This window comes from Cupriavidus sp. GW822-FHT03E04 (assembly GCF_058801495.1).
Genome location: NZ_JBXANI010000021.1, coordinates 145966 through 168065 on the forward strand (window position 1 = coordinate 145966; position 22100 = coordinate 168065).

General features: G+C 57.1%; 8 protein-coding genes and 1 pseudogene. All 9 read left to right on the forward strand.

Going from position 1 to position 22100, the window contains the following annotated elements:
- Nucleotides 1-20: 20 nt before the first annotated feature.
- Entirely contained in the window at nucleotides 21-671 is a 651-nt protein-coding gene (locus AC1RQC_RS28205) for an imm11 family protein (RefSeq protein ID WP_477134789.1), read from the forward strand.
- Between the two features lie 139 nt (nucleotides 672-810).
- Nucleotides 811-1455 carry an imm11 family protein gene (locus AC1RQC_RS28210; protein ID WP_492809392.1) on the forward strand — a complete coding sequence of 215 codons (645 nt, stop codon included), beginning with the start codon at nucleotides 811-813 and terminating at the stop codon, nucleotides 1453-1455.
- A 328-nt stretch (nucleotides 1456-1783) separates the two neighbouring features.
- On the forward strand, nucleotides 1784-2431 hold the full coding sequence (locus AC1RQC_RS28215) for an imm11 family protein (protein ID WP_492809393.1): 648 nt from the start codon (nucleotides 1784-1786) through the stop codon (nucleotides 2429-2431).
- Between the two features lie 433 nt (nucleotides 2432-2864).
- A complete protein-coding gene (locus AC1RQC_RS28220; protein ID WP_492885228.1) occupies nucleotides 2865-3509 on the forward strand; it encodes an imm11 family protein in 645 nt (214 codons plus the stop codon).
- A gap of 485 nt (nucleotides 3510-3994) precedes the next feature.
- The gene (locus tag AC1RQC_RS28225; protein ID WP_492885230.1) at nucleotides 3995-4639 is read left to right on the forward strand and encodes an imm11 family protein; all 645 of its coding nucleotides are present in this window, start codon (nucleotides 3995-3997) and stop codon (nucleotides 4637-4639) included.
- Between the two features lie 354 nt (nucleotides 4640-4993).
- A pseudogene (locus tag AC1RQC_RS28230) lies at nucleotides 4994-6358 on the forward strand (imm11 family protein); the annotation flags it as partial.
- A gap of 459 nt (nucleotides 6359-6817) precedes the next feature.
- Nucleotides 6818-7087: a hypothetical protein gene (locus AC1RQC_RS28235; RefSeq protein WP_492809396.1), complete on the forward strand. Its 270-nt coding sequence runs from the start codon at nucleotides 6818-6820 to the stop codon at nucleotides 7085-7087.
- Nucleotides 7088-7200: 113 nt separating this feature from the next.
- Entirely contained in the window at nucleotides 7201-7851 is a 651-nt protein-coding gene (locus AC1RQC_RS28240) for an imm11 family protein (RefSeq protein ID WP_492809397.1), read from the forward strand.
- 93 nt (nucleotides 7852-7944) lie between these two features.
- Nucleotides 7945-22095: an SPM autocatalytic domain-containing protein gene (locus AC1RQC_RS28245; RefSeq protein ID WP_492885232.1), complete on the forward strand. Its 14151-nt coding sequence runs from the start codon at nucleotides 7945-7947 to the stop codon at nucleotides 22093-22095.
- Nucleotides 22096-22100: the final 5 nt, after the last annotated feature.

The window sequence follows — 22100 nt, forward strand, 5'->3', positions numbered from 1 at the left end:
TTTCCAATGGAAGAATGATCATGCCTTACCTAATCACCGTTAACGTTAACGACGGCAGTGCGGTCACCAAGCAATTTGATCCGGAGATCGATGGACGTCTGCAGGCGGGCCTTGCTATCGATACGTCGATCACGCCAGACGAACGGGCCGCGATCCCCCGCATCCTGAGAGTCGAGGAGTGGCGGCGTGGTGGGGTGCCAGCGATTATAGGTTGGGGAAGTGGCCCTTTTATCGTGTGCGAGCGCCTGCACGACATCCTGGAAGGACTGGAACCTGGACGGCATGACTTCGTGCCGATTGAGATTCGCAGCCTGGACGCGGGACCCAATGAAAAAGTGTTCGGCACCTACTACCTGATCCTGTGTCCGGTGCGACTCGACGCTGTGATTATCGAGGAGACGACTTTCACCAAAGGATTCGGCCGCGAAGGCTATGAACGTAGCGCACGGATTGATAGCGGCGACGATGCGCAGTGCATGCTTGATCAGGATGTCATTGAGGGTCATCACTTCTGGCAACTGCCACGGGAATACGGCCAAACACAAAGCCACCCAGACCGCTGTATCACGGGCTACTTCTGCTCGGACGAGCTATGGAGGCACATCAGGGCCGAGAAGATGGACGGATGGGCCGCCAAGAAGAAGTGCATTGCCAAATGCAGAAGAGCATGACGGACGTACGTGTCCGACGCCGGGCATGCCGTTTCAGCGATACGCCATCGAATCGAACTCGTCAGAAATCACCGTGGGGGACACCACTGGCCTTTCACGGTGACTTATTTCCGACACCATTTTCAATGGAAGTATGAACATGCCTTACCTAATCACCGTTAACGTTAACGATGGCAGTGCGGTCACCAAGCAATTTGATCCGGAGATCGATGGGCGTCTGGAGGCGCGCCTTTCGATCGGGACATTGATCACGCCAGAAGAGCGGGCCGCGATTCCCCGCGTGTTGAGGGTGAGGGAGCGGCGGCGTGGCGGGGTTCCTGCGATCTTGGGCTGGAGTGGTGGCTCTTTCATCATTTGCGAACGCTTGCGCGACATCCTGGAAGAACTGGAACCCGGACGGCATGACTTCGTGCCGATCGAGATTCGTAGCTTGGACTCGGGACCCAATGAAAAGGTGTTCGGCACCTACTATCTGATCCTGTGTCCGGTGCGACTCGACGCCGTGATTATCGAGGAGACGACTTTCACCAAAGGATTCGGCCACGAAGGCTATGAGCGTAGCGCACGGATTGATGGCGACGACGATGCGCAGTGCGTGCTTGATCAGGATGTCATTGAGGGTCATCACTTCTGGCAACTGCCACGGGAGTACGGCCAAACACAAAGCCACCCAAACCGCTGTATCCCCAGCTACTTCTGCTCGGACGCGCTATGGAGGCACATCAGGGCCGAGAAGATGGACGGCTGGGCCGCCAAGAAGAAGTGCATTGCCAAACGCAGATGAAGATGACGGACGTCTATGTTTCGGAAAGGCTCAGGCGTTCTGCTTCGGAACCAACCAATAGTGAAGTGAAGTGATCGGAAAGCATCATGGCTGACCCTATCGACTTTACGGATTTCAAAGAGTTGCCCCAGATTACTGTCAAGTCTCTCGACGGCTCGACGGCAGTAGCCATGCGGTGGACTAACCCTAGCCAGGCTCGGTGATCGAGATTATTTATTCCGTTGGCGGGTTGAGAGTATATTTATAATTCCACTTGTGTGATTTACTTGATTCAGTGGAATATAAATCACTGATTTGGTTTAGGATAAAAAAGATAAGTGGGGTAATTATGCCATATCTAGTTGGACTTAGTGTTTCAGATGGGAGCGCTGTTCGTAAGCAGTTTGATCCAGAGATTGCCCGTGAGTTGCACGCGAAGATAACTCTCCTGACGTCAATATCGACAGAAGATCGGGCGGCTATTCCTCGAGTATTGAGAGTTTCGGAACGTAGACGCGGCGGAATACCCGACGTTATTGGGTGGAATATCGGACCGTTTATTATTTGCGAGCGTTTGCGCGATATTCTTGAAGAGTTGGAGCCGGGTCGACATGACTTTCTGCCTATCGAAATTCGCAGCGAAGATCGTGGGGTCGATGAAAAAATATTTGGTACGTACTACCTGATTTTGTGTCCTATTCGGCTCGATGCGGTGATTATCGATGAGACTTCATTTGATAAGGGGGGTGGGCGGGAAGGTTATGTGCTGAGCGGAGGTGGAATTTCAACACTAAAGGAAGGCGTCTGTGCATTGAATAAAATGGTTATAGAGGGTCATCATTTTTGGCAATTGCCATCTGATTTCGGGAGTACGTCGAATTATCCGAATCACTCAGAAACAGGTTACTTTTGTTCAGATGAACTATGGTCTAGGTTCAAATCCGAGAAGATGGATGGGTGGACGATAGAGAAAAAGTGTGTCGTAAGAAATATATAAGATATTAAGACAATCTTACCCCGTCGTCCTGGATGGTAGCGGCGACGATGTGCGGTGCCTGCTTGATCAGGATGTCATTGAGGGTTATCACTTCTGGCAACTGTCACGGGAATACGGCCAAACACGGAGCCACCCAGACCGCTGTATCCCCACTTACTTCTGCTCTGACGAGTTATGGCGACGCGTCAGGGCCGAGAAGATGGACGGATGGGCCGGCGACAAGAAGTGCATTGCCAAACGCAGAGGAACATGGCGGACGTACGTGTCCGAGGCCCAGCATGCCGTTTCAGCGATACTCCATCGAATCGAACTCGTCAGTAAGCGCCGTCGTTGACACTATCGGCCTTTCCGATCTTACGGGATTCCCGATGTTCCAATGGTGCCAGCCTCACGGGAACTAATTTCTGACACCATCTCCAATGGAAGAATGAACATGCCTTACCTGATCACCGTTAACGTTAATGACGGCAGTGCGGTCACCAAGCAATTTGATCCGGAGATCGATGGGCGTCTGGAGGCACGCCTTTCGATCGGGACATTGATCACGCCAGAAGAGCGGGCCGTGATTCCCAGCATCCTGAGGGTCGAGGAGCGGCGCCGTGGCGGGGTGCCGGCGATTATTGGTTGGGGAAATGGCCCTTTTATCGTGTGCGAGCGCCTGCGCGGCATTCTGGAAGGACTGGAACCCGGACGGCATGACTTCGTGCCGATCGAGATTCGCAGCCTGGACGCGGGACCCAATGAAAAGGTGTTCGGCACCTACTACCTGATCTTGTGCCCAGTGCGACTCGACGCTGTGATCATCGAGGAGACCACTTTTACCAAAGGATTTGGCCGCGAAGGCTATGAACGCAGCGCAGATATAGATACGGACGACGATGCGCAGTGCGTGCTTGATCAGGATGTCATTGAGGGTCATCACTTCTGGCAACTGCCACGGGACTACGGCCAAACACAAAGCCACCCAGACCGCTGTATCCCCAGCTACTTCTGCTCGGACGAGCTATGGAGGCACATCAGGGCTGAGAAGATGGACGGATGGGCCGGCGACAAGAAGTGCATTTCCAAGCATCGATGAACGTACGTACCGGACGTACGTGTCTACGGGCTGGCGTGCCATAGCGTATCGAATCGCATAGTTCTGGGCGGCGTGGGGAACGGGATACGGTCGCCATTTTTTCGCGATCTGAGATGAATTTTCTGTGACTTTCTGCTCGATGAATGGCGCGAATCCGTCTAGCCGGACGGGTGATCCAACCTTCGGATCGGGATCCGATTGCAAGACCCGCTTAAGGAAAGAGTCACAGAGTCTCGAAGTACAGCTGACACAAGCTGGCTATTTGATCGTCTGAATGAACTGGTCTTCATACACGAAGGGAGATTGCGGTCATCCAGCGTGAGGCAATCTGGTATGTTGCATACTGACGTAGAGATAGTCGTCGCCAGTTTTCAAAGGCCCAATTCGTTATGGGCGTGCACTATATCTTCTGCTTGCAGAAGTGATCCCATCGACGCGTCTTGCTATATCAACTGTCAACGCAAGGATGAGGAAAAGGAGACGGTATGTCATACCTAGTAATGGTCAGCAGCGGAGCAAGCGCTGTGGGCAGGGAATTCGATCCGCCAATTTCTATCCGGTTAAAGACCAAAATCGACCGCGGACTGGAGCTAACAGACGAAGAGCAAGCGGGAGTTCCCCGAGTGCTGAGAGTGGCGCAACGCAAGGGTGGTGGGATACCCGCAATTCTCGGTTGGCTTGCCGGCCCATTCATTGTTTGTGAGTCTCTCAAAGACAAACTGGAATCGCTCGAGCCGGGTAGGCACCGCTTTTTTCCGCTCGAGATATGGGGGCTGGAGAACTCGCACCGGGACCAATGCTATGGGATTTATTACTGGATTGTATCACCTCCGCGGCTTGATGCGGTGATTGTCGAGGAGACGACATTTGCCAAGGGATATGGCCGCACTGGCTACGAACTAAGCGGCGGTCAAATCTCTAGCGCTGCCGATGGTGTCTGCGTGTTAGACGGAAATATAGTGGCCGGTCACCATTTTTGGCAATTGCCTAGCGATTTTGGGGCAACGAAACAGTATCCGGAGCATTCTAGCAATGAGTTATTCTGTTCTGATGCGTTACGGGACTTTGTCGCGTCAGAGCGCATGGACGGATGGAATTTCGCGAAGAAATGCATCAAAAAGAAAGAGTAATCGGTTTGATCGACTGACTTCCTTGTTGACCTAATGTGTCGACCTAAGAATTGTGCATATAATTAACAGAAGTATAGAGCATTTGGAAAATGTGACTATCGGGTTCAGTGGGTATGTATACTCGTTGTGCGATAAATTGCAGGGTGAGACGGTCAAAATAAAATGCCGGGCGGGAAACTGAACATTTCTGGAGGCGACGGCAAGTAGGAGAAGGAGCGGAAATACTAAATGCTAGACACTGATCTCAACTTTGAAATAATACATTGGCGTGTTTGGGTAAATGAAGAGACGCTGAAATAGAGGCTTTCGGCCGATGAGGCATCGCCTTTCTTTGGCCATTTATTCTGCGAATCACCCAGGATCGAGTTTGACAAGAAAGCACGACCCATCGCCCTCCGCGACGCCTATACCATCACTTTTGGTATCTGGTTGGTTTCAGACAGGCCGAGAGATTTGCTGATTCAATTGGATCCGACTGCGTTCGCATTTGTGCGGGCGGAGGTGGACAACAGCAACTTCGATGGGGCTGGGCCCGGATTCTGGTTTTGCGACGCTGTGCGCAGGCTTGATTGCATTGCCGACGAACGGTCGCAAGTTACCCGCTACGAAGACGTTTCATTCAAGGTATACAAGATTCTTATTGATGTGAAAGTGAGGCGCGACACAGTTGGGGAGGCGCGTGTATTCAGACTCACACACGCTTCATTGATACAGATTGCCGACGACGTGGTGGTAGACGCACTCCGGAGCGCAAAATCGAAGGATTTTCGTTCCAGAGCTTGCAACCGTAGCAATTGCCGATCGAACGTTGGGGGATGCGAAAAAATGGCGAATGCCGTAATGGAACGGCACATGCACTGCATGCAGAATGTCGGACAAGAAAGTTCTGTGCTCAGACTGCTGCTCAATGCGAAACGGTTTGATATCGACGCTCCGGAGAACTCGCTGTTTCTTCCAAGAGACGAGTCCATCGCCAAGGCTATGGGTTCCGTTCGCCACGCAGGGAACCATGCGCCAGTCGATACAGCGCAGCCAGCAGTCCTGGATGAGTTCGGTCGTACTCCCACGCAATTTGGCAAGAGCTATGCTCTGCTTATGGAAGTTGCCCCTGCGAAGCTGACCGCCGCAGAAAGACCCTTGAGGGTCCAGGTATTCGATCAGGCCGAAAAGCTCGCCGTTGACCTTCGCGACTACACCAACAAGGCAATGCTGGACAACCGCCTTGTTCTCAGCCAGACCGATCCCAAGTATGTGGGCCTGTCCGACATAGCAGCAGATGCGGCGTGGAAGGCTGACGTTGCCAAGGTGTTTGGATCGGGGCCGGACGGATTCGACGTCGGCCGTCAGGATCTTTCTGCTTTTCGTGCCGAGACCGCGGCAATTAAGGCGGCCCACGGCGATCTACGCTGGCGTGCCTTCAACACGCAGACAAAGATCGACACGCTGTTGTCCGCTGCACAAGCCAACAACACCAATTTGTTCGGCAAGAAATCCAAGCTGGCCGACCCCAATACCTATATTGAAGCCAAGGGGCTAACTGTCGGCCAACTTTCCACGCCCCGGCTGCAGGCTCTCGCCCAGGCCTGGCAACGCAACGCGCGATCGCATCCGCTCAGGACAAATCGCTTTCCGCGATGTCCAAGGCTCAGGACACCGCTCCGTTGGGACGTTGCATGCTGTCGGTCGCTGGCAAAGCCTTTGACCGTGCCATTGCGATAACGGATGCGTTCGGCAGCTATACGGCGGCCAGAACAGCGGGGCAGACGGTACTGGAGGTCGACATCACGGCAGGCAAGCAATTCCTGCATGATGCGGCTGTGAGCTTGCCAGTGGTGGGCGGGACCGTCCTCCTCACTGCGGCACGTGTCCCGACCCTTTCGGCTGGCGGGCCTGAAGGCGGTCGGTGCCGGAATTGCGGATTGGATCCAGGAGGTCGTCGTTCCCGGCCTAAAGAATCTCCACTTTGACGGCAGGTCAACGCCAACCAGGTCCTTCCGCCCTGAGCCTCGGACGCTCCCCTTCTCACTGGGGGAACATAAAATACAATATGACATAGAACCGTCACGAATGGTTGTGTAGTATTCGTCGCAGAAGAAACGTTCGCTTTGCTTCGGATGCCCTCGTGCGAGCGTCACTACTTTGTCTCTAGTTGTCGCGAAAAAATGGACACAGCCGGACTTGCAACCGCAGCAATTTCCGATCGAACGTTGGAGGATGCGGGAAATGGCGAATGCTGTAACGGAATGGCATCGTGCACTGCAGCAGAATGTCGGACAAGAAAGTGCCATACTCAGACTGCTGCTCAATGTGAAACGGTTTGATATCAACGCTCCGGAGAACCTGCCGTTTCTTCCAAGAGACGAGTCCGTCGCCAAGGTCCCGGGTACCATCCGTTATGCGGGGAACCATTTTGCCAATCCATGCGGCGTAGCTGGCAATCCTGGATGAGTTCGGTCGTACGCCGACGCAACACGAGCGTCGCACTACCTTTGGCCGGAAATGAGAATAATTATCAGATATAGTTGGCGTAAAGCTCGCTGTTCGATAAATGAGAGAATGAAATGAAAAATTGTGAACTGCGTGACACAGAAAAAAATCGATCCGGTGTTGACGGTGAGAATAAAAAAGAGGGTAAATATTTTAGAATAGAACAAGAAACTAGGGGTCTTCGCGTCACGCCGTGGCGTATCTGGGTAAATGAGTCTGTTCTGAAAACGGGATGGCGTCCGGAAAGTTCCAAGCCATTTCATGGATTGCGTTTCCAGGAGCCACCAAAAATTTCCTTTGACAGAAAGGGGCGGCGTGGTGCCATCTGGGATGCCTACGGAATTATGCTGGGTATATGGCTTATTTCAGATCGGTTGAAAGAATTGCTAGAGTCATTGGATCTTGACGCTTTCGCATTTGTTAAGGCGGAGGTCGACTATAGCAACTTTGAAACACCTGGGCCAGAATTTTGGTTTTGTGACATCGTGCGATTTTTGGATTGTATTGATGAGGATAATTCAGAAATTGAATTTCAAAAAAATGTTCCATTCAAAAATTATATCGCGTTGAATGGCGTAAGAATAAGACCTGAATCCGTGGGTCAGTCCCGAGCATTTCGTTTGAAGTATTCGCCGCTTGTGGAGATCGTCGATGAGATTTTTGTTAAAAAAATTCGCGAAGAAAAATTGAATTGCTTCAAATTTGCGGACGTGGCTGATAAATAATCGATTGATCATATTTGGAGGCTGGAAGTGGCGAATTCAGTTATGGAGCGCCATCACGCGCTTCAACAGAATGTTGGAGATGTTAGTGATGTTATGGCCGTTCTGATTGCGACCAAACGCTTCAATATCGATGCTCCGGAGAATTTACTATTTTTGCCGAGAGATGCAGGTATTTCAAAGGCAACCGGTACTATTCGCCATGCCAGTAATCATGAGCCAGTGGAGGCGGCTCAAAAGAGAATTTTTGATAAATTTGGAGCTCAAGTAACGCCATCCGGGCTGTCCTATGCTGCACTAATGCAAACGAAAGAGGAGGATTTGCTTCCTGCCGACAGGGCGCTACGACCTCACGTTTTCAAAGATGCCGAGCAGCTTGCAATCGATGTGCGGGACTATACGAACAAGGCAATGCTGGACAACCGCCTTACTCTCACTAAGACAGATCAGAAATACGCCAATCTCTCCGACGCGGCAGCAGATGCGGCGTGGAAAGCAGACGTTGCCAAGGTGTTCGGGTCAGGGCCGGACGGATTCGAAGTCGGCCGTCAGAATCTTTCCGCTTTTCGCGCCGAGACCGCAGCAATCAAGGCGGCCCACGGCGACCTACGCTGGCGTGCCTTCAACACGCAGACAAAAATCGACACACTGTTGTCCACCGCACAAGCCAACAACACCAATCTGTTTGGTAAGAAGGCCAAGCTGGCCGACCTAAATACCTATATTGAAGCCAAGGGGCTGACCGTCAGCCAACCTGTCACGCCCCGGCTGCAGGCCCTCGCCCAGGCCAGGCAACGCGCGATCGCATCCGCCCAGGACAAATCGCTTTCCGCGGTGGCCAAGGCTCAGGACACCGCCTCGTTGGGACGTGGCGTGCTGTCGGTCGCCGGCAAAGCCTTTGACCGAGCTATTGCGACGACGGATGCATTCGGCAGCTATACAGCGGCCAGAACAGCGGGGCAGACGGTATTGGAGGCTGACGTCACGGCAGGGAAGCAATTCCTGCACGATGCGGCTGTGAGCTTGTTGGTGGTGGGCGGGACCGTTCTCCTCACCACCGCAGGAGTACCGGCGCTGTCGGCTGGCGCCCTTGTTGCCGGCGTATCGATTGTGGGAGCGGTCGCCGACAGCGCTTGGGACTACGTCGGGGCGCCGTTGGCCAAGATGGCGGGCTCGCTCAGCGACGCCGATTTCGGCGAGGCGCTGGCGGACCTGAAGTCGGTCGGCGCAGGGATCGCGGAGTGGACCCAGGAAGTCGTCGTTCCCTACCTGAAGAATATCCAGTTCAACGCTACTGCTTTCGCACAGGATCCTGAGGGGTACCTGAAGGCAGTGGCCGAAGCGATCTGGAACAGTACCAAAGAAGGGCTGTTGGAGAGATGGAAAGACAGCGGCGTCTTTGTCGATGAGAATCTCGCCTCCCTGGGAGACGCAGTGAAGGAACACCTTGTCGCAACCCTTGGCAAGGAAGTGCACGGCGTGGTTCAAGGCTTTGGCGATACGGTGACCGAGATCGGCGCTAGCGTGCAACAGATCGCAACGGGCGTGACGGACATTCTGAATCCTTCCGCGGCGTCCACTCCTCGCAACGGCACGATCCTGGACGTGTCCACGGACACGGTGACGATGCAGCCGTCACGCCTTGATCTGGGTGCATCCGGTGGCGGGCATGGGCTATTGCAAGCTGGTGCAGGCTACACGGCGACCATGCTGGAACGTTACGTGAATCGTGACGGCATCGAGTATGTCGCACCCGGCAACGTCGTAACAGGCGGCACGCGCCCGGGTAACAACAGCTTGAATGATCTTTCTGGCTTGCTTGCAGGTGTGCGCACGCAGACCCATCAACAGAGCATGCTGGTCGAGTCCGGGGATCAGGTAATGCTCATCAAGGCGCCGAACTCGGCTCGGCCCGATGTTGTGGATTTCAGGGGGCAACGTTTCGAGGCGACCGTCTACTTCGACGCCCAGGGCCGCTGGATTGGCTTCACGCCCATTGCCGGGCAGACCGGGACGGTGAGCATGGCGGACGGCACGGTGATCCAACTTGATCCCACGCAGACCATCCTGGTTGGCGAAAGCGCCGTGAAGAGTGATGGAGAACTGATTGCGCGCGGTTGGATGCCGGTAGCCACCGAGATCGTGGTCAGGAGTCTTGAGTCGCAGACGGCTGCGAACGGGGTTCCCTATGTCGATCCGATAATGCTCGACGCGGGCGACGACGGCGTGGTCCTCGGAGTTGGCCAGGTGGACTTCGACATGGATTCCGACGGCACACCAGAGCGCGTGCGCTGGACTGCGCCGACCGACCCACTGTTGGTGATGGACCGCAATTTCGATGGCAGGATATCCGGCGGCGCCGAACTCTTTACACTGACGCAAGGCGCCGGTGCGCGCCCTACGCTGGCCATCTTGGACAGCAATGCCGATGGCAAGCTGGATGCTGCGGACATTCAATGGTCGGACCTGCGCGTCTGGAGCGATCGCAACCAGGACGCCTATGCGAGCGCTAGCGAATTGACCAGTCTGGCGGATCTGGGTATCCAATCGATTAATCTTGCACCCGTAACCGGCACGGTGGCGGGGCAAAGCAATGTCAAGGGCGTGGTCGCCACCTATACGGACGGCAGCACCCGCACGTTGTGGGATGTGGACCTGGAGTCCTCAGGCAATCCCGGATCGGCATCAACCACGAAGTACGCTGCAGACATCGACAAAATTGTTCTGGATGGAAAATCGGTGTTGGTCGCCAAGAGCGCACTGGGCGTACGCATCGACCTGAACGGCAGTGGCGCGACACAAGCGATGGGCCAGGCGGGCAACGACACGCTACTGGGCACGACCGCCAACGATTGGCTGATTGGCGGTGCTGGCTCGGACACATTCTCGGGCGGCGGCGGCAGCGACCTGCTGGTCATTGACTCAGATGACCGTCAAGCCAACATTAATGGCGGTGACGGGATAGATACCGTGCTGATCTCCGACGATCGTGGCGTCACGCTCAACCTATATCAGGCCAATGTCGAGGTGGTCTACGGCGGATACGGCGCCGATGTACTGGTGGGAGCCGGAGCGGACAACTATTTCATTGAGGGAGCAGCGGGGGACGATTACATCCGGGGCGGCCGCGCCGACGACGCACTGTCGGGGCAGGACGGGGATGACGTTGTGTTTGGTGATGATGGCGATGATCTGATTCGCGGCGGCCGCGGTAGTGATCAACTGTTCGGCGGCGCTGGCGGTGACGTTCTTGATGGCGGTGGAGGCGACGACATCATCGATGCCGGCGCAGGCAACGACGTGATCTCGGCCTCGGCCGGACGGGACACCATTGACGGCGGGGCTGGCATCGACCTGATTGAACTCTCGGGCGCCTTGTCCGACTATCGCTTCATACGCACGGCGAGCGGCGGATATCAGATCACGGATACCGTGGCTGATCGCGACGGCACAATGGTGCTGACCAACGTCGAGAAGTTCTCTTTCAAAACCGGCACGGCTTCCACCACCCTTGATTTAGGGCTGGACGAGCCATTGCCCGTAGATGATCGCATTGCGGTGGCCGCCGCCGGCCCCGTGACGATTTCCGTGAGTAGCCTGCTGGCCAACGACCTGGACTTCCAGCACCTTGGCGCCGCACAGCTTTCCATCCACTGGGTCGGTGATGCAGTCGGCGGCTTTGTCTCCTTAAGTCAAGACGGTCAAACCGTCACATTTACGCGAAAGGCCGGCTACGCAGGTCCGATCGAGTTCAGCTATCGTGTCAAGGATGCCCAGGGCAACGCGGCACCGATCATCGCCAATGCCGCCGACCCGGCCGTCACCGCCGAGATGAAGGCACGCGTCCTGCTGGTACCCAGCAACGCTCCAGCCGATCCTGACTACGTCAAGCAGTGGTACCTGGGCGCCGTGGGCGCACCCGTGGCGTGGGATCGTGGCTATAGCGGCAAGGGCGTGAAGGTCCTGGTGCTCGAACCCAGCGGCGATTTCGCGGTGGATCGCCAGGCGGCAGATCTGAATCACGCTGACTTGGTATCCAACAAAAGTGCGTACTTCAAGGACACGAATCAGCACTCCGCTCACGGCACGCAAGTGGCTGGTGTCATCGGTGCGGCGCGCAATGGCATCGGCGGCGTGGGAGTGGCGTATGGCGTTACGCTGGACTCCAAGGCCTTTATCCCGTTTTCCAACCCCGCATCGACGGTCGCCCGCTTCCGCGAAGACTTGATGACGATGCGCGACTACGACGTCGTCAACAACAGTTGGGGACAGGGTAACCCCGACCAGTTCGGCTGGTTCGCCAGTCTGACCGCCGGCGATCCGGCGATCATGCTGCAGACACAAGCCGAGTTTGTCGCGCAGAAATCCGCAGCGACTCACGGACGCAATGGCCTGGGAACGGTCATGGTCTACGGTGCCGGAAATCAGCGTGCCAAAGGCTTTGATGCGGGCCTGAACACGCTGACCTCGAACGAATACACGATCAACGTCGGGGGTGTGAATCAGATCGGCAATGTGGGCGGCAGCAACCAGCCTGCCAAGGCGTTCAGTGAGCGCGGCGCCAATATTCTGGTGGCCGCGCCGGCGTCCAATATCCTGACGGCCAGCGTGTCGGTAGAAACGCCCGATGGCGAGAAGGTGGGTGGCGAGAGCGCTGAGACCCAGGGCACGTCCTTTGCCGCACCGATCGTCTCGGGTGTGGCCGCGCTGATGCTGGAAGCCAATGCCAAGCTGACGTACCGCGACGTCCAGAGCATTCTCGCGCTGACAGCGCGCAAGGATATGGGCGCCGGCGCGGCGTCCAGTACCACGTGGTCGAACAACCAGGACAAGGCCTGGAACGGCGTGGGCATGCATTTCAGTCACGACTTCGGCTTTGGCATGGTGGATGCCGCTGCGGCCGTGCGCATGGCGGAGACCTGGGTTTCGAATGACCAGGCCCCCGTCTATACTGATTCGGTGGCCGCACAAGCCAATGCGCTGCCTGATGGCGGGCAGCGCATACTGGCATTCCATGTCGACCAGCATGTCAGCGCCGAGCAGGTGTTGCTGCACCTGAGCCTAGGACACGCACGCTGGAGCGACCTGGTGGTCACGCTCATTTCGCCGTCCGGCACGCGTAGCATCTTGCTGGACAGGCCCGGCCTGACGGGTGGGATCGCTAACCCCTTGAATGCGACGACGCTGGACGTTGACCTGATGAGCGTGCATTTCCGGGGCGAAGACGTTCATGGTCAATGGCAACTCGTGGTCGAAGACAAGGCGGCGGGCGCAGGTGGGGTGAACGGTCTTCAGGCCAGCCTGCAGGTAGTTGGCAGTGGCGCAGATCAGGTCAAGCGATATGTGCTGACCGACGAGTACGCCGGACAGTTGACCATCGCGCCAGAGGGCGGGCTGTCGGAGCTGAATGCGTCGGCCTTGAGCAGTGCGGTTTACATTGACTTGTCAGGCGCGACGGCCAGTCGCGCCAACGACTATGGTCTTGGGGTGAACGCCGGGATCGACCGCGTAGTCGGCACCGACTGGAACGATACGCTGATTGGTGCGGCCGGAAACGACAGTCTGGTAGGAGGGCGGGGTAACGACACACTGGTGGGAGGTGAAGGAAAAGACCGGTTGGAAGGCGGTCAAGGCAGTGATTCTCTTACCGGAGGAGCAGGCAAGGATGTACTCCTGGGCGGTATTGGCGATACGCTGACGGGCGGCACCGAGGCCGATACCTTCGTGATTGAGGACGACGGGGCAGGTGTGACCACGATCACGGATTTCAACGCGGCCGCGGGTGACTTGTTGATGCTCCGGTCCGCGGCCCGATTGTCGGCCAACGCGGTGACCCAGATCCTGCAGCCGGGCGGGTTGCTACTGAGCTATGCGGGTCACTCCGGCACGCGCAGTGTTTTGCTGCAAGGGGTGACGCAGAAGCTGACCGCCGAGCAAATGGGATGGATGTCGACCGATGGGGTCATCAAGGTAAATCCTGTGTCCGGCGCCGTGACAAACAAGACCGTCATTTATGTCTCGCCTATTCCTGGCGTCGGCCGTAAGAAGCCCTACGCCAGGGATGGCCTGATGGTCACTGATCAAGGGGTGTATTTCAACGGCGTCGTCAGTGGCGGGGTCGTGTCGTATCAACATAATGAGCGTGTAGCTTACAACCCGACCTTGATCCAGGAGCGTACCAGCACAGGCGAGCTGATCAATGTGTACAAGGTGGGAAATGACACCTACACCCTTGAGCAACTGGCCTATTACTTCGAGATCGTGGGAGTCAATTGGGGGCCGCAGGGCACGGACGGTGATGACTTGATGCTCGTGGGGACCTCGACTGTCAATCCCATGGGGCTGACCGCCGAATGGGCGCAGGTGCTGAAGAACAGCAAACGTTTCTTCAGCGCTGGGGCTGGGAACGATGAGATCATCGGAGACGACACCGCCGAGATACTGGATGGCGGGTCCGGGGACGATTTACTCACGAGCAATGGCGGCGACGACCTGCTCTTGGGCGGTAGCGGGAACGATACGCTCAATGCCGGGGCCGGCAACGATGAACTGTTCGGTGGTGATGGCGACGATGTGCTGGACGGTGGCGCCGGCAACGACAAGCTGATCGGCGGCAACGGCGACGATACGCTGATCGGTACGGCTGGTGGGGACACCATGGACGGGGGCGCCGGTGACGACATCCTGCGCGGCGCACAGACCGGCGGCGCTGGAGTCCTGTTGCAGGGTGGCGAAATCATGTGGAACGGTGTTCAATACCATGGTCCCGACACAGCCACGATGAACGGCGGCGCAGGCGATGACGTTCTGGTCGGCAGTGGGGCACTGTATGGCGACGAGGGCGACGACCATCTGACGGGATCCGGAATATTGAGCGGCGGCGAAGGTAACGATATCCTGGTGTCGCTCGGCGGCATCCTCACGGGCGGCGCGGGCGCTGACCGCTTCGTCTTCGCGCCAGGCTTCAAGACCTCGGGGATCCGCGATCTCGATAGCCTGGATACGGTGGAGTTCCAGAACGCCGGCAGTTTCCACTTTACCGTTGGAGCCACATTCTCCAGCACGGACGTCAACAGCTTTTCAGCCAAAATCCGGTTGACGAACAACGATGGCGAACGCGTCGAATTGTATGTTCCGTTCACCTACAGTGCTGATCGGCTAGCGTCCAACGATATCGATTTGGTTCCAACCAATTTCGTCTTCCAGGGCGGTGAGCGGGCAGCATTGCTGTTAACCGGCAAGGCGGTCACGCAGGGCGCTGACGTCATTGTGCAGGAGAAGCTTGGCGCCAAGTCCTTCGACACACTGGGTGGCGATGACATCGTTTTTGCGCGGAAGAACAGCGGACTCACCATCAATACCGGTGAAGGCAACGATGTTGTCTATGCCCTGGCAGGCGGCGACCGAATCGATACAGGCGTAGGCGATGACCGCATTGAGGTGCTGGTTTCCACCGCTGCCACAGTTGCCGACACGCTGATTGGTGGGGCGGGCAACGACATCCTGAGGGCCGCAAATAACGGCTCGACCATCTATGGAGATGATGTCGCCGGCACTGCTTCGGGTGACGATACGCTGCTGGGTGGCCTGGGGAACGATACCCTGTATGGCGGGGGGGGCAGTGATGTGTTGGACGGTGGCGGTCAGGGCGATGACATCCTCTTCGGTGGCAGTGGCAACGATACGCTGCGCGGGGGTGCCGGCAAGGACAGCATGGACGGCGGCACGGGCGACGACAGGATCGAGGGCCTGGGTGGCGACGATCGTCTTGTTGGCGCTGACGGCCTGGACGAATTGCTCGGCGGTGATGGCAACGACATGCTGTCCGGGGGGGACGGTCAGGACAAGCTGGTGGGCGGCAATGGCGATGACGAACTGCGCGGCGACGCGGGTGACGATGTACTAAGTGGGGGCAATGGCGGTGACAAGCTCTTTGGTGGTGCCGGCAATGACAGCTTGTCTGGCGGTATGGGTAACAACTTCCTGTACGGCGATGAGGGAGATGACCTGCTGAATGGGGGCGACTTCAATGATGAACTGTACGGTGGAGCGGGCAATGACACGCTGATCGGCGGCGACGGGGTCAATCTCTATGAGGGCGGCGTGGGGGACGACGTGATCATTGCCCGTTCGGGCACAGACAGGATACGCCTGAGTTCTAACTCAGGGCACGACACCGTATGGGCCTTGTCGGCTGCGGACACGATCGTCTTCACAGATGTGAAGGCGGATGCGGTGACATTTGATCTCTTTCATGAAATTCGTGGGACCCTCAAATGGGGCACGAACTCGCTGACGCTCAAGGACTTTTCCGACGACACGACGCTGGTTTTTGCAGACGGCGTGCGCAAGAAACTCCGCGACTACGAGCCGACGGACGACGGCTACGTTCCCGTGGATTTTGGTTGGGTGGCAGTCTACGACACAGGGTTGATCGGCGACAAGACGAAGCTGAGTGCCTATACTGGGACGGTCTCTAACGATCACCTGTATGGCGGCCCGATTCTCCCCACGGAGGCAGCGTACTGGTATGTGGTCGGGCGCGAAGGCAATGATGACTTGGCCGGCGGCGCGTCGGGAGCTTTGCTCGATGGCGGCGAAGGCAATGACAAGTACCTGGCAAGCAACGGCGTCGCCATTATTCGCGGTTCCTACCGGGATGATGGCGAAGACACACTCGTCGTCTCGGCTAACACACCCGATACACTGGTGTTCAACCGAATTGCCAACCCGCTGCGATACGACACCTATAGCATGGATGGCAATGGGCCGCGCAGCAACGCGACTGAGTTGGAGCACTTTCTGATAAATACGTCAGATCCTCTACGATTCGGGTTCAATGGCGACGCCTTCGATACGCTCAGGGTGCAATCGCGTGATGGCAAGATGACGGTGGACATCGTCGGCTATTTTGCTGAGGGTGTGGAGCACAACAACGTCAAGAACATCTCGTTCAATTCAATATTGGATGAACAGGGCACCCCCCTGGTGATGGACTTGGCTGCCCTGATCGAGAGCAAGGGACGGATGACACGCACCGATCCGGATCTGAATGGGCGTTTCTTTGGGGGAGGTCAGAGCGGGCAGAACTACTATTTGGACCAGGCGTTCAAGGTGGCTCGCAGCCGTCAATCGTCGATGGTGACTGGATCCGAAGCCGGCGAGATTATCGAAGGTCGCATCAGCTTCCGGCTGGGGAGCATCAAGTCTCTCCCGCCTGGCAGCCCCTCGTGGATGGATCTCTATACCAAGGGCGGCAACGACCTTACCGCCAGTAGCTATGGGAACTTCGGTATCGCGCCTACTAGCTCCTTGATAGACAGCACGTCCTACCGTGACGTGATTGGGCTGTCCGATGTCTTGTTCGGTTTTGGTGGCGACGACACGCTATGGGGTGGCGGTGCATACCTGGAGCGCACGTACTTGGACAGCGGCAAGCAGCAGCGCGACACCTCAACTGTCACGGAGCGCTGGTCCACCCCCGTCTATCACGCCGACAATTCACTCATACTGGATCCCAATGGGAATCCGACGCCAGGCGACGGCCTGGTATTGCGTGACTATCTGAACGGCGGCGACGGCAATGATACCTACATCTATCGCAAAGGCGATGGAGGCATGACGGTCATTGCGCTCGTCGGCTCGGCGACTGCGGGAGCCAAGGGCCAGGATCGTTTGAGGATGGAAGGGTATCTGCGCAAGGATGTGACGGTTCAAGTTATGGACGACGGAGCAATGCGCATCTCGGGAGGGGGAACGGGCTCTGCCGCTGCCGACATCCGCGTTGAAAAAGGTGCGAATGGCGAACTGCAGGTCGATTTCATCGTCTTCGACGACGCCTCGGTATCTGTACGCAGCTTGATGACCGCGGGTGGGAAATCACCTCCGGTCACGCGTCCTGTCGAAGCGGATATGCCGGCCGACAATCTTCGCAACCTCCAGGGGCCGATGGCCGCGGCGGATGTCGTCATCGGCACGGCCAATTCGGAAACTTTTGCGTTGAGCGGCAATGTCTACGTACGAGGCCGCGAAGGCGCGGATACTTACGTGTTCGACAGAGATACCTTGACCTTTGCGGTCGTCCAGATGGACCGTGGTGATCGTGTCGTCGAGCGAGGGGCACCGAACTATGACGGTTATTCGTTGAATCTTATCCGGGATGACGCCAGCAATCGTCATGGCTGGCAGCTAGGCCGTCTCGATCCGGCGCGCGCCAAGGACGGGAAATACTCGCTCGACGCCTGGGTGCCTGTATCGGCCGACAATGAAATCGCCAGCGATATCCTGCTCACCTTTGAAAAGACGAGGGCGGATGGATCGGTTTTCACCAGCTATATGGTGCTAGCGGACGTCATGGGCGCCAATGGAACGTACTTCGACCAATTCTTCCAGCGCAGTGACTTGTTCAATGGCTGGTTGGATACCAACCGGCCTGTCGTCGGCACCATGGGGGCCGACCAGCTCATGGCGCCCTTCAATGGTGCGGTTGTCTATGGCCGGGGCGGTGACGACGTCATCTCCGGAGGCTTTAACTCTGACGACCGTCTGTACGGTGGTAGCGGCAACGATACGTTGTATGGTAATACCCGCAATGATGCGCTCTATGGCGGCGACGGCGATGACTTCCTCTATGGCGGCGATGGCAATGACACGCTGGCTGGTGGCTCGGGTCGCGATCACCTGTACGGCGGCATCGGCGATGACATCTACATCTGGGATGATGCAGACCTACATCTCGAAATCATAGAACTCGCTGGAGAAGGCAGCGATACGATTCAGTCGGCTGTGGATTTGGATCTGCGCAAGTTTGCGAACGTGGAGAACGGCCAGCTGACAGGCGCGGGGACGTTGGCGTTGACGGGCACCGATGGTAACAACCGCTTGTCGGGGAACGGCCAAGGCAGTCGCCTGACGGGGCTTGGTGGCGACGACGTTTATGTGATCAATGGCCCCGATGCCGTCGTCGAGGCGGCAGGTGATGGCTACGATGCGATCCACACGACATTGAGTGTGCTGCAGTTGGCTGCGAACGTCGAAGTCTTGGTGTCCATGGGGTCTGGTCTGCATCTGACAGGCAACGCCCAGGACAACGAATTGCACGGCGATGCTGGCGACAACGTGATGTACGGTTTGGGCGGCGACGATCTGCTCAATGCCGGTATGGGTGCAGACACGCTCAGTGGCGGCCGCGGCAACGACTTGCTTTATGGCGGCGGTGGCAACGACTCATATCTGTTCAAGCGCGGTGACGGGCAGGATACGATAGTCCACGGGCTGTCCGGTATTAGGGAGACAGGCGGGACCCTGCTGCTGGGAAGCGATATCAACTCTCGGCAACTTTGGTTTAGCCGTACGGGCGATGACCTGATCATCGAAATCTTGGGAAGTGATGACCGGGTGAAGGTAAAGGGGTGGTATTCCGGGCAAACCTTCCGGCTCGAACGGATTCTGGCGGGCGATGGCATTTCGCTGTACGAGATCGACGGCTTGGTACAAGCGATGACCGCCTACCGGACCGCACACCCGGGTTTTGATGTGCAAACGGCCTTCGAGATTCCCGGCGCGGCCGAATTTAGCTCTGCACTTGCCAACGCGGCCATTCCCATTAGTGGGTCCGGACCCCAGCCGCCGCAGGGCAGTCCGGTTGCCGACACCATGGTGGGTAGTGCGAAGGACGACTTGTACTACGTGGATCACAAGGATGACAAGATCGCGGAGAACGTCAACGGCGGGACGGACACCGTCTATGTCTCATTGACGTACTACGATTTGCCGGAAAACGTCGAAAATGGGCGCATCATCGGTCCGAGCGGTACTTCTCTTCGGGGGAACGCGTTAGCAAACATCCTGTACGCGGGGGACGGCAACGACACTATCATCGGATCGACGCCGGGAATCAATGGCCTCCCGGGCATCGATACGGTGAGTTATCAGTATGCTAAGTCGGCGGTACAGGTCAATCTGCATGTCGACCACTCCGGTCCGGAGGTGACAGGCGGCTCCGGTAAAGATGACTTGCTCGATATCGACAACATTGTTGGCAGCGGCTACAACGATACGATCCAGGGTAACGAGAAAGCCAACGTGATTGATGGTGCAAGCGGGGCCGATATCATGGCCGGCGACACCGGGGACGATGTGTACTACGTCGACAATTCTGGCGACGTAGTGATCGAAGGGGCCAATGCCGGCAACGATCTGGTGCACTCCTACGTTGTCGCTTATACGCTGACCGATAACGTCGAGAATGGCCGCATCATGCAGATGGGCACGACCTGGTTGACCGGCAACGCGTTGGCCAATGTCTTGTATGCCAGTCAAGACAACAACGTGATCGACGGGGCCGGTGGTGTCGACACCGTCAGCTACGAGTACATGACATCGGCGGTCGCGGTCAATCTGGAATTGACGGCGGCCCAAGAGACTGGTGGGTCGGGCAGAGACACATTGATCGCTATCGAGAACGTGATTGGCACCCGGTATGACGACGTACTCATAGGCAATACCGGCAACAACAGTCTTGATGGCGGGCTTGGCGCCGACGTTATGCGCGGAGGACTTGGCGATGACATCTATCGAGTGGATAACGTTGGTGATGTCATCATTGAAGCGACGGATGGCGGGGTGGACACTGTCATCTCTTCGGCCGTGCAATACACCCTCGCACAGAATGTCGAGAACGTGGTGATCGATTCGACCGGAGTGGCCAACATGACAGGGAACGCTCTGGATAACCGGATCGAGGCTGCCGCGGGGGATAACGTAATCAACGGCGCTGGGGGCATCGACACCGTGTCTTACGTGAGTGCGACAGGCGCAATCACTATCGACCTTGCCGTGACAAGCAGCCAAGCGACGGGAGGCTCTGGCAACGACACCTTGATCAATGTCGAAAATGTGATTGGCGGCAAGTCCGATGACAAGCTGAGCGGCAATGCCGAGGCCAATGCCTTGTACGGCGGAGCAGGTGCCGACTGGCTCGATGGCCGCGACAACAATGACACCTTGTTTGGTGAGGCGGGGTACGACACGCTCATCGGTGGCTTGGGCAGTGATACCTATGTGTTTGGGCGTGGCGGCGATATCGATCGTATCATTGAAAATGACGCGACAGCCGGCAACACGGACACCATACTCTTCACGGGAGGAATCACGGCCAGCCAACTCTGGTTTGGGCGTGAGCTAAACGACTTGAGTATCAGGATCATTGGAACGAATGATCGTATCTTTGTGAGCGACTGGTATGCCGGTGCGCAGCACCGGGTGGAAAAGTTCCAGACTGCGACGGGCGGAGTGTTGCTCGGCTCGCAGGTAGAAGCCCTGGTCCAAGCCATGGCGAACCTGACGCCTCCGGCTTTGGGGCAGGTCGTGCTGCCCCCGAACTATGCATCAGCATTGGCCCCCGTCATGGCGGCGAACTGGCAAGGCGAGCAAGGTGAGTCCTTTGGTTTGATTGGAGGGGCCGGCAACGACACGATCGAGGGCGGGGCGGGCGACGATGCGATCTCGGGGGGCGCGGGTGACGACACCCTGATCGGCCACGCCGGCAATGACACGTTGTCGGGCGGCTCCGGCCGCAATACCCTGATCGGCGGACTGGGCAACGACACCTACGATGTCGACAGCGCGCAGGACGTGATCGTGGAGTTGGCCAACGAGGGTTCGGACCTGGTTCGGGCTTCCGTGTCCTTTGTTTTGCCCGAGCATGTCGAAAGATTGACGCTGGTAGGCAACGCCGCTATTGATGGCACGGGCAACGATGCGGTCAACGTTCTGTTCGGGAATGGAGCTGCCAATACCCTAAACGGTGGCGCCGGCAACGATACCCTGAACGGCTATGCGGGCAATGATACCCTGATTGGTGGAACTGGCAACGACAGGTATCTATTGATGCCAGGCGGCGGAATGGACCGCATCGTTGAAAACGATGCGACTGCGGGCAATGCCGACGTTGCGATGATCATGGGGTCCATCACGATCAACCAATTGTGGTTCCGAAAGGTCGCCGACGACCTGGAGGTCAGCGTGATCGGGACAGGCGACAAGTTTCTGGTGGACGACTGGTACCTCGGCAGCCAACACCGAGTCGAGACATTCCAGGCGGGTGCCAAGCTCTTGCTGGACAGCAAGGTCGATAACTTGGTCACCGCAATGGCAGCGTTTACTCCGCCCGTCAGCGGTCAACTCACCCTGCCGCCCAACTACGCCACCACGTTGGCCCCGGTTATCGCTGCCAACTGGCAGTAATACGA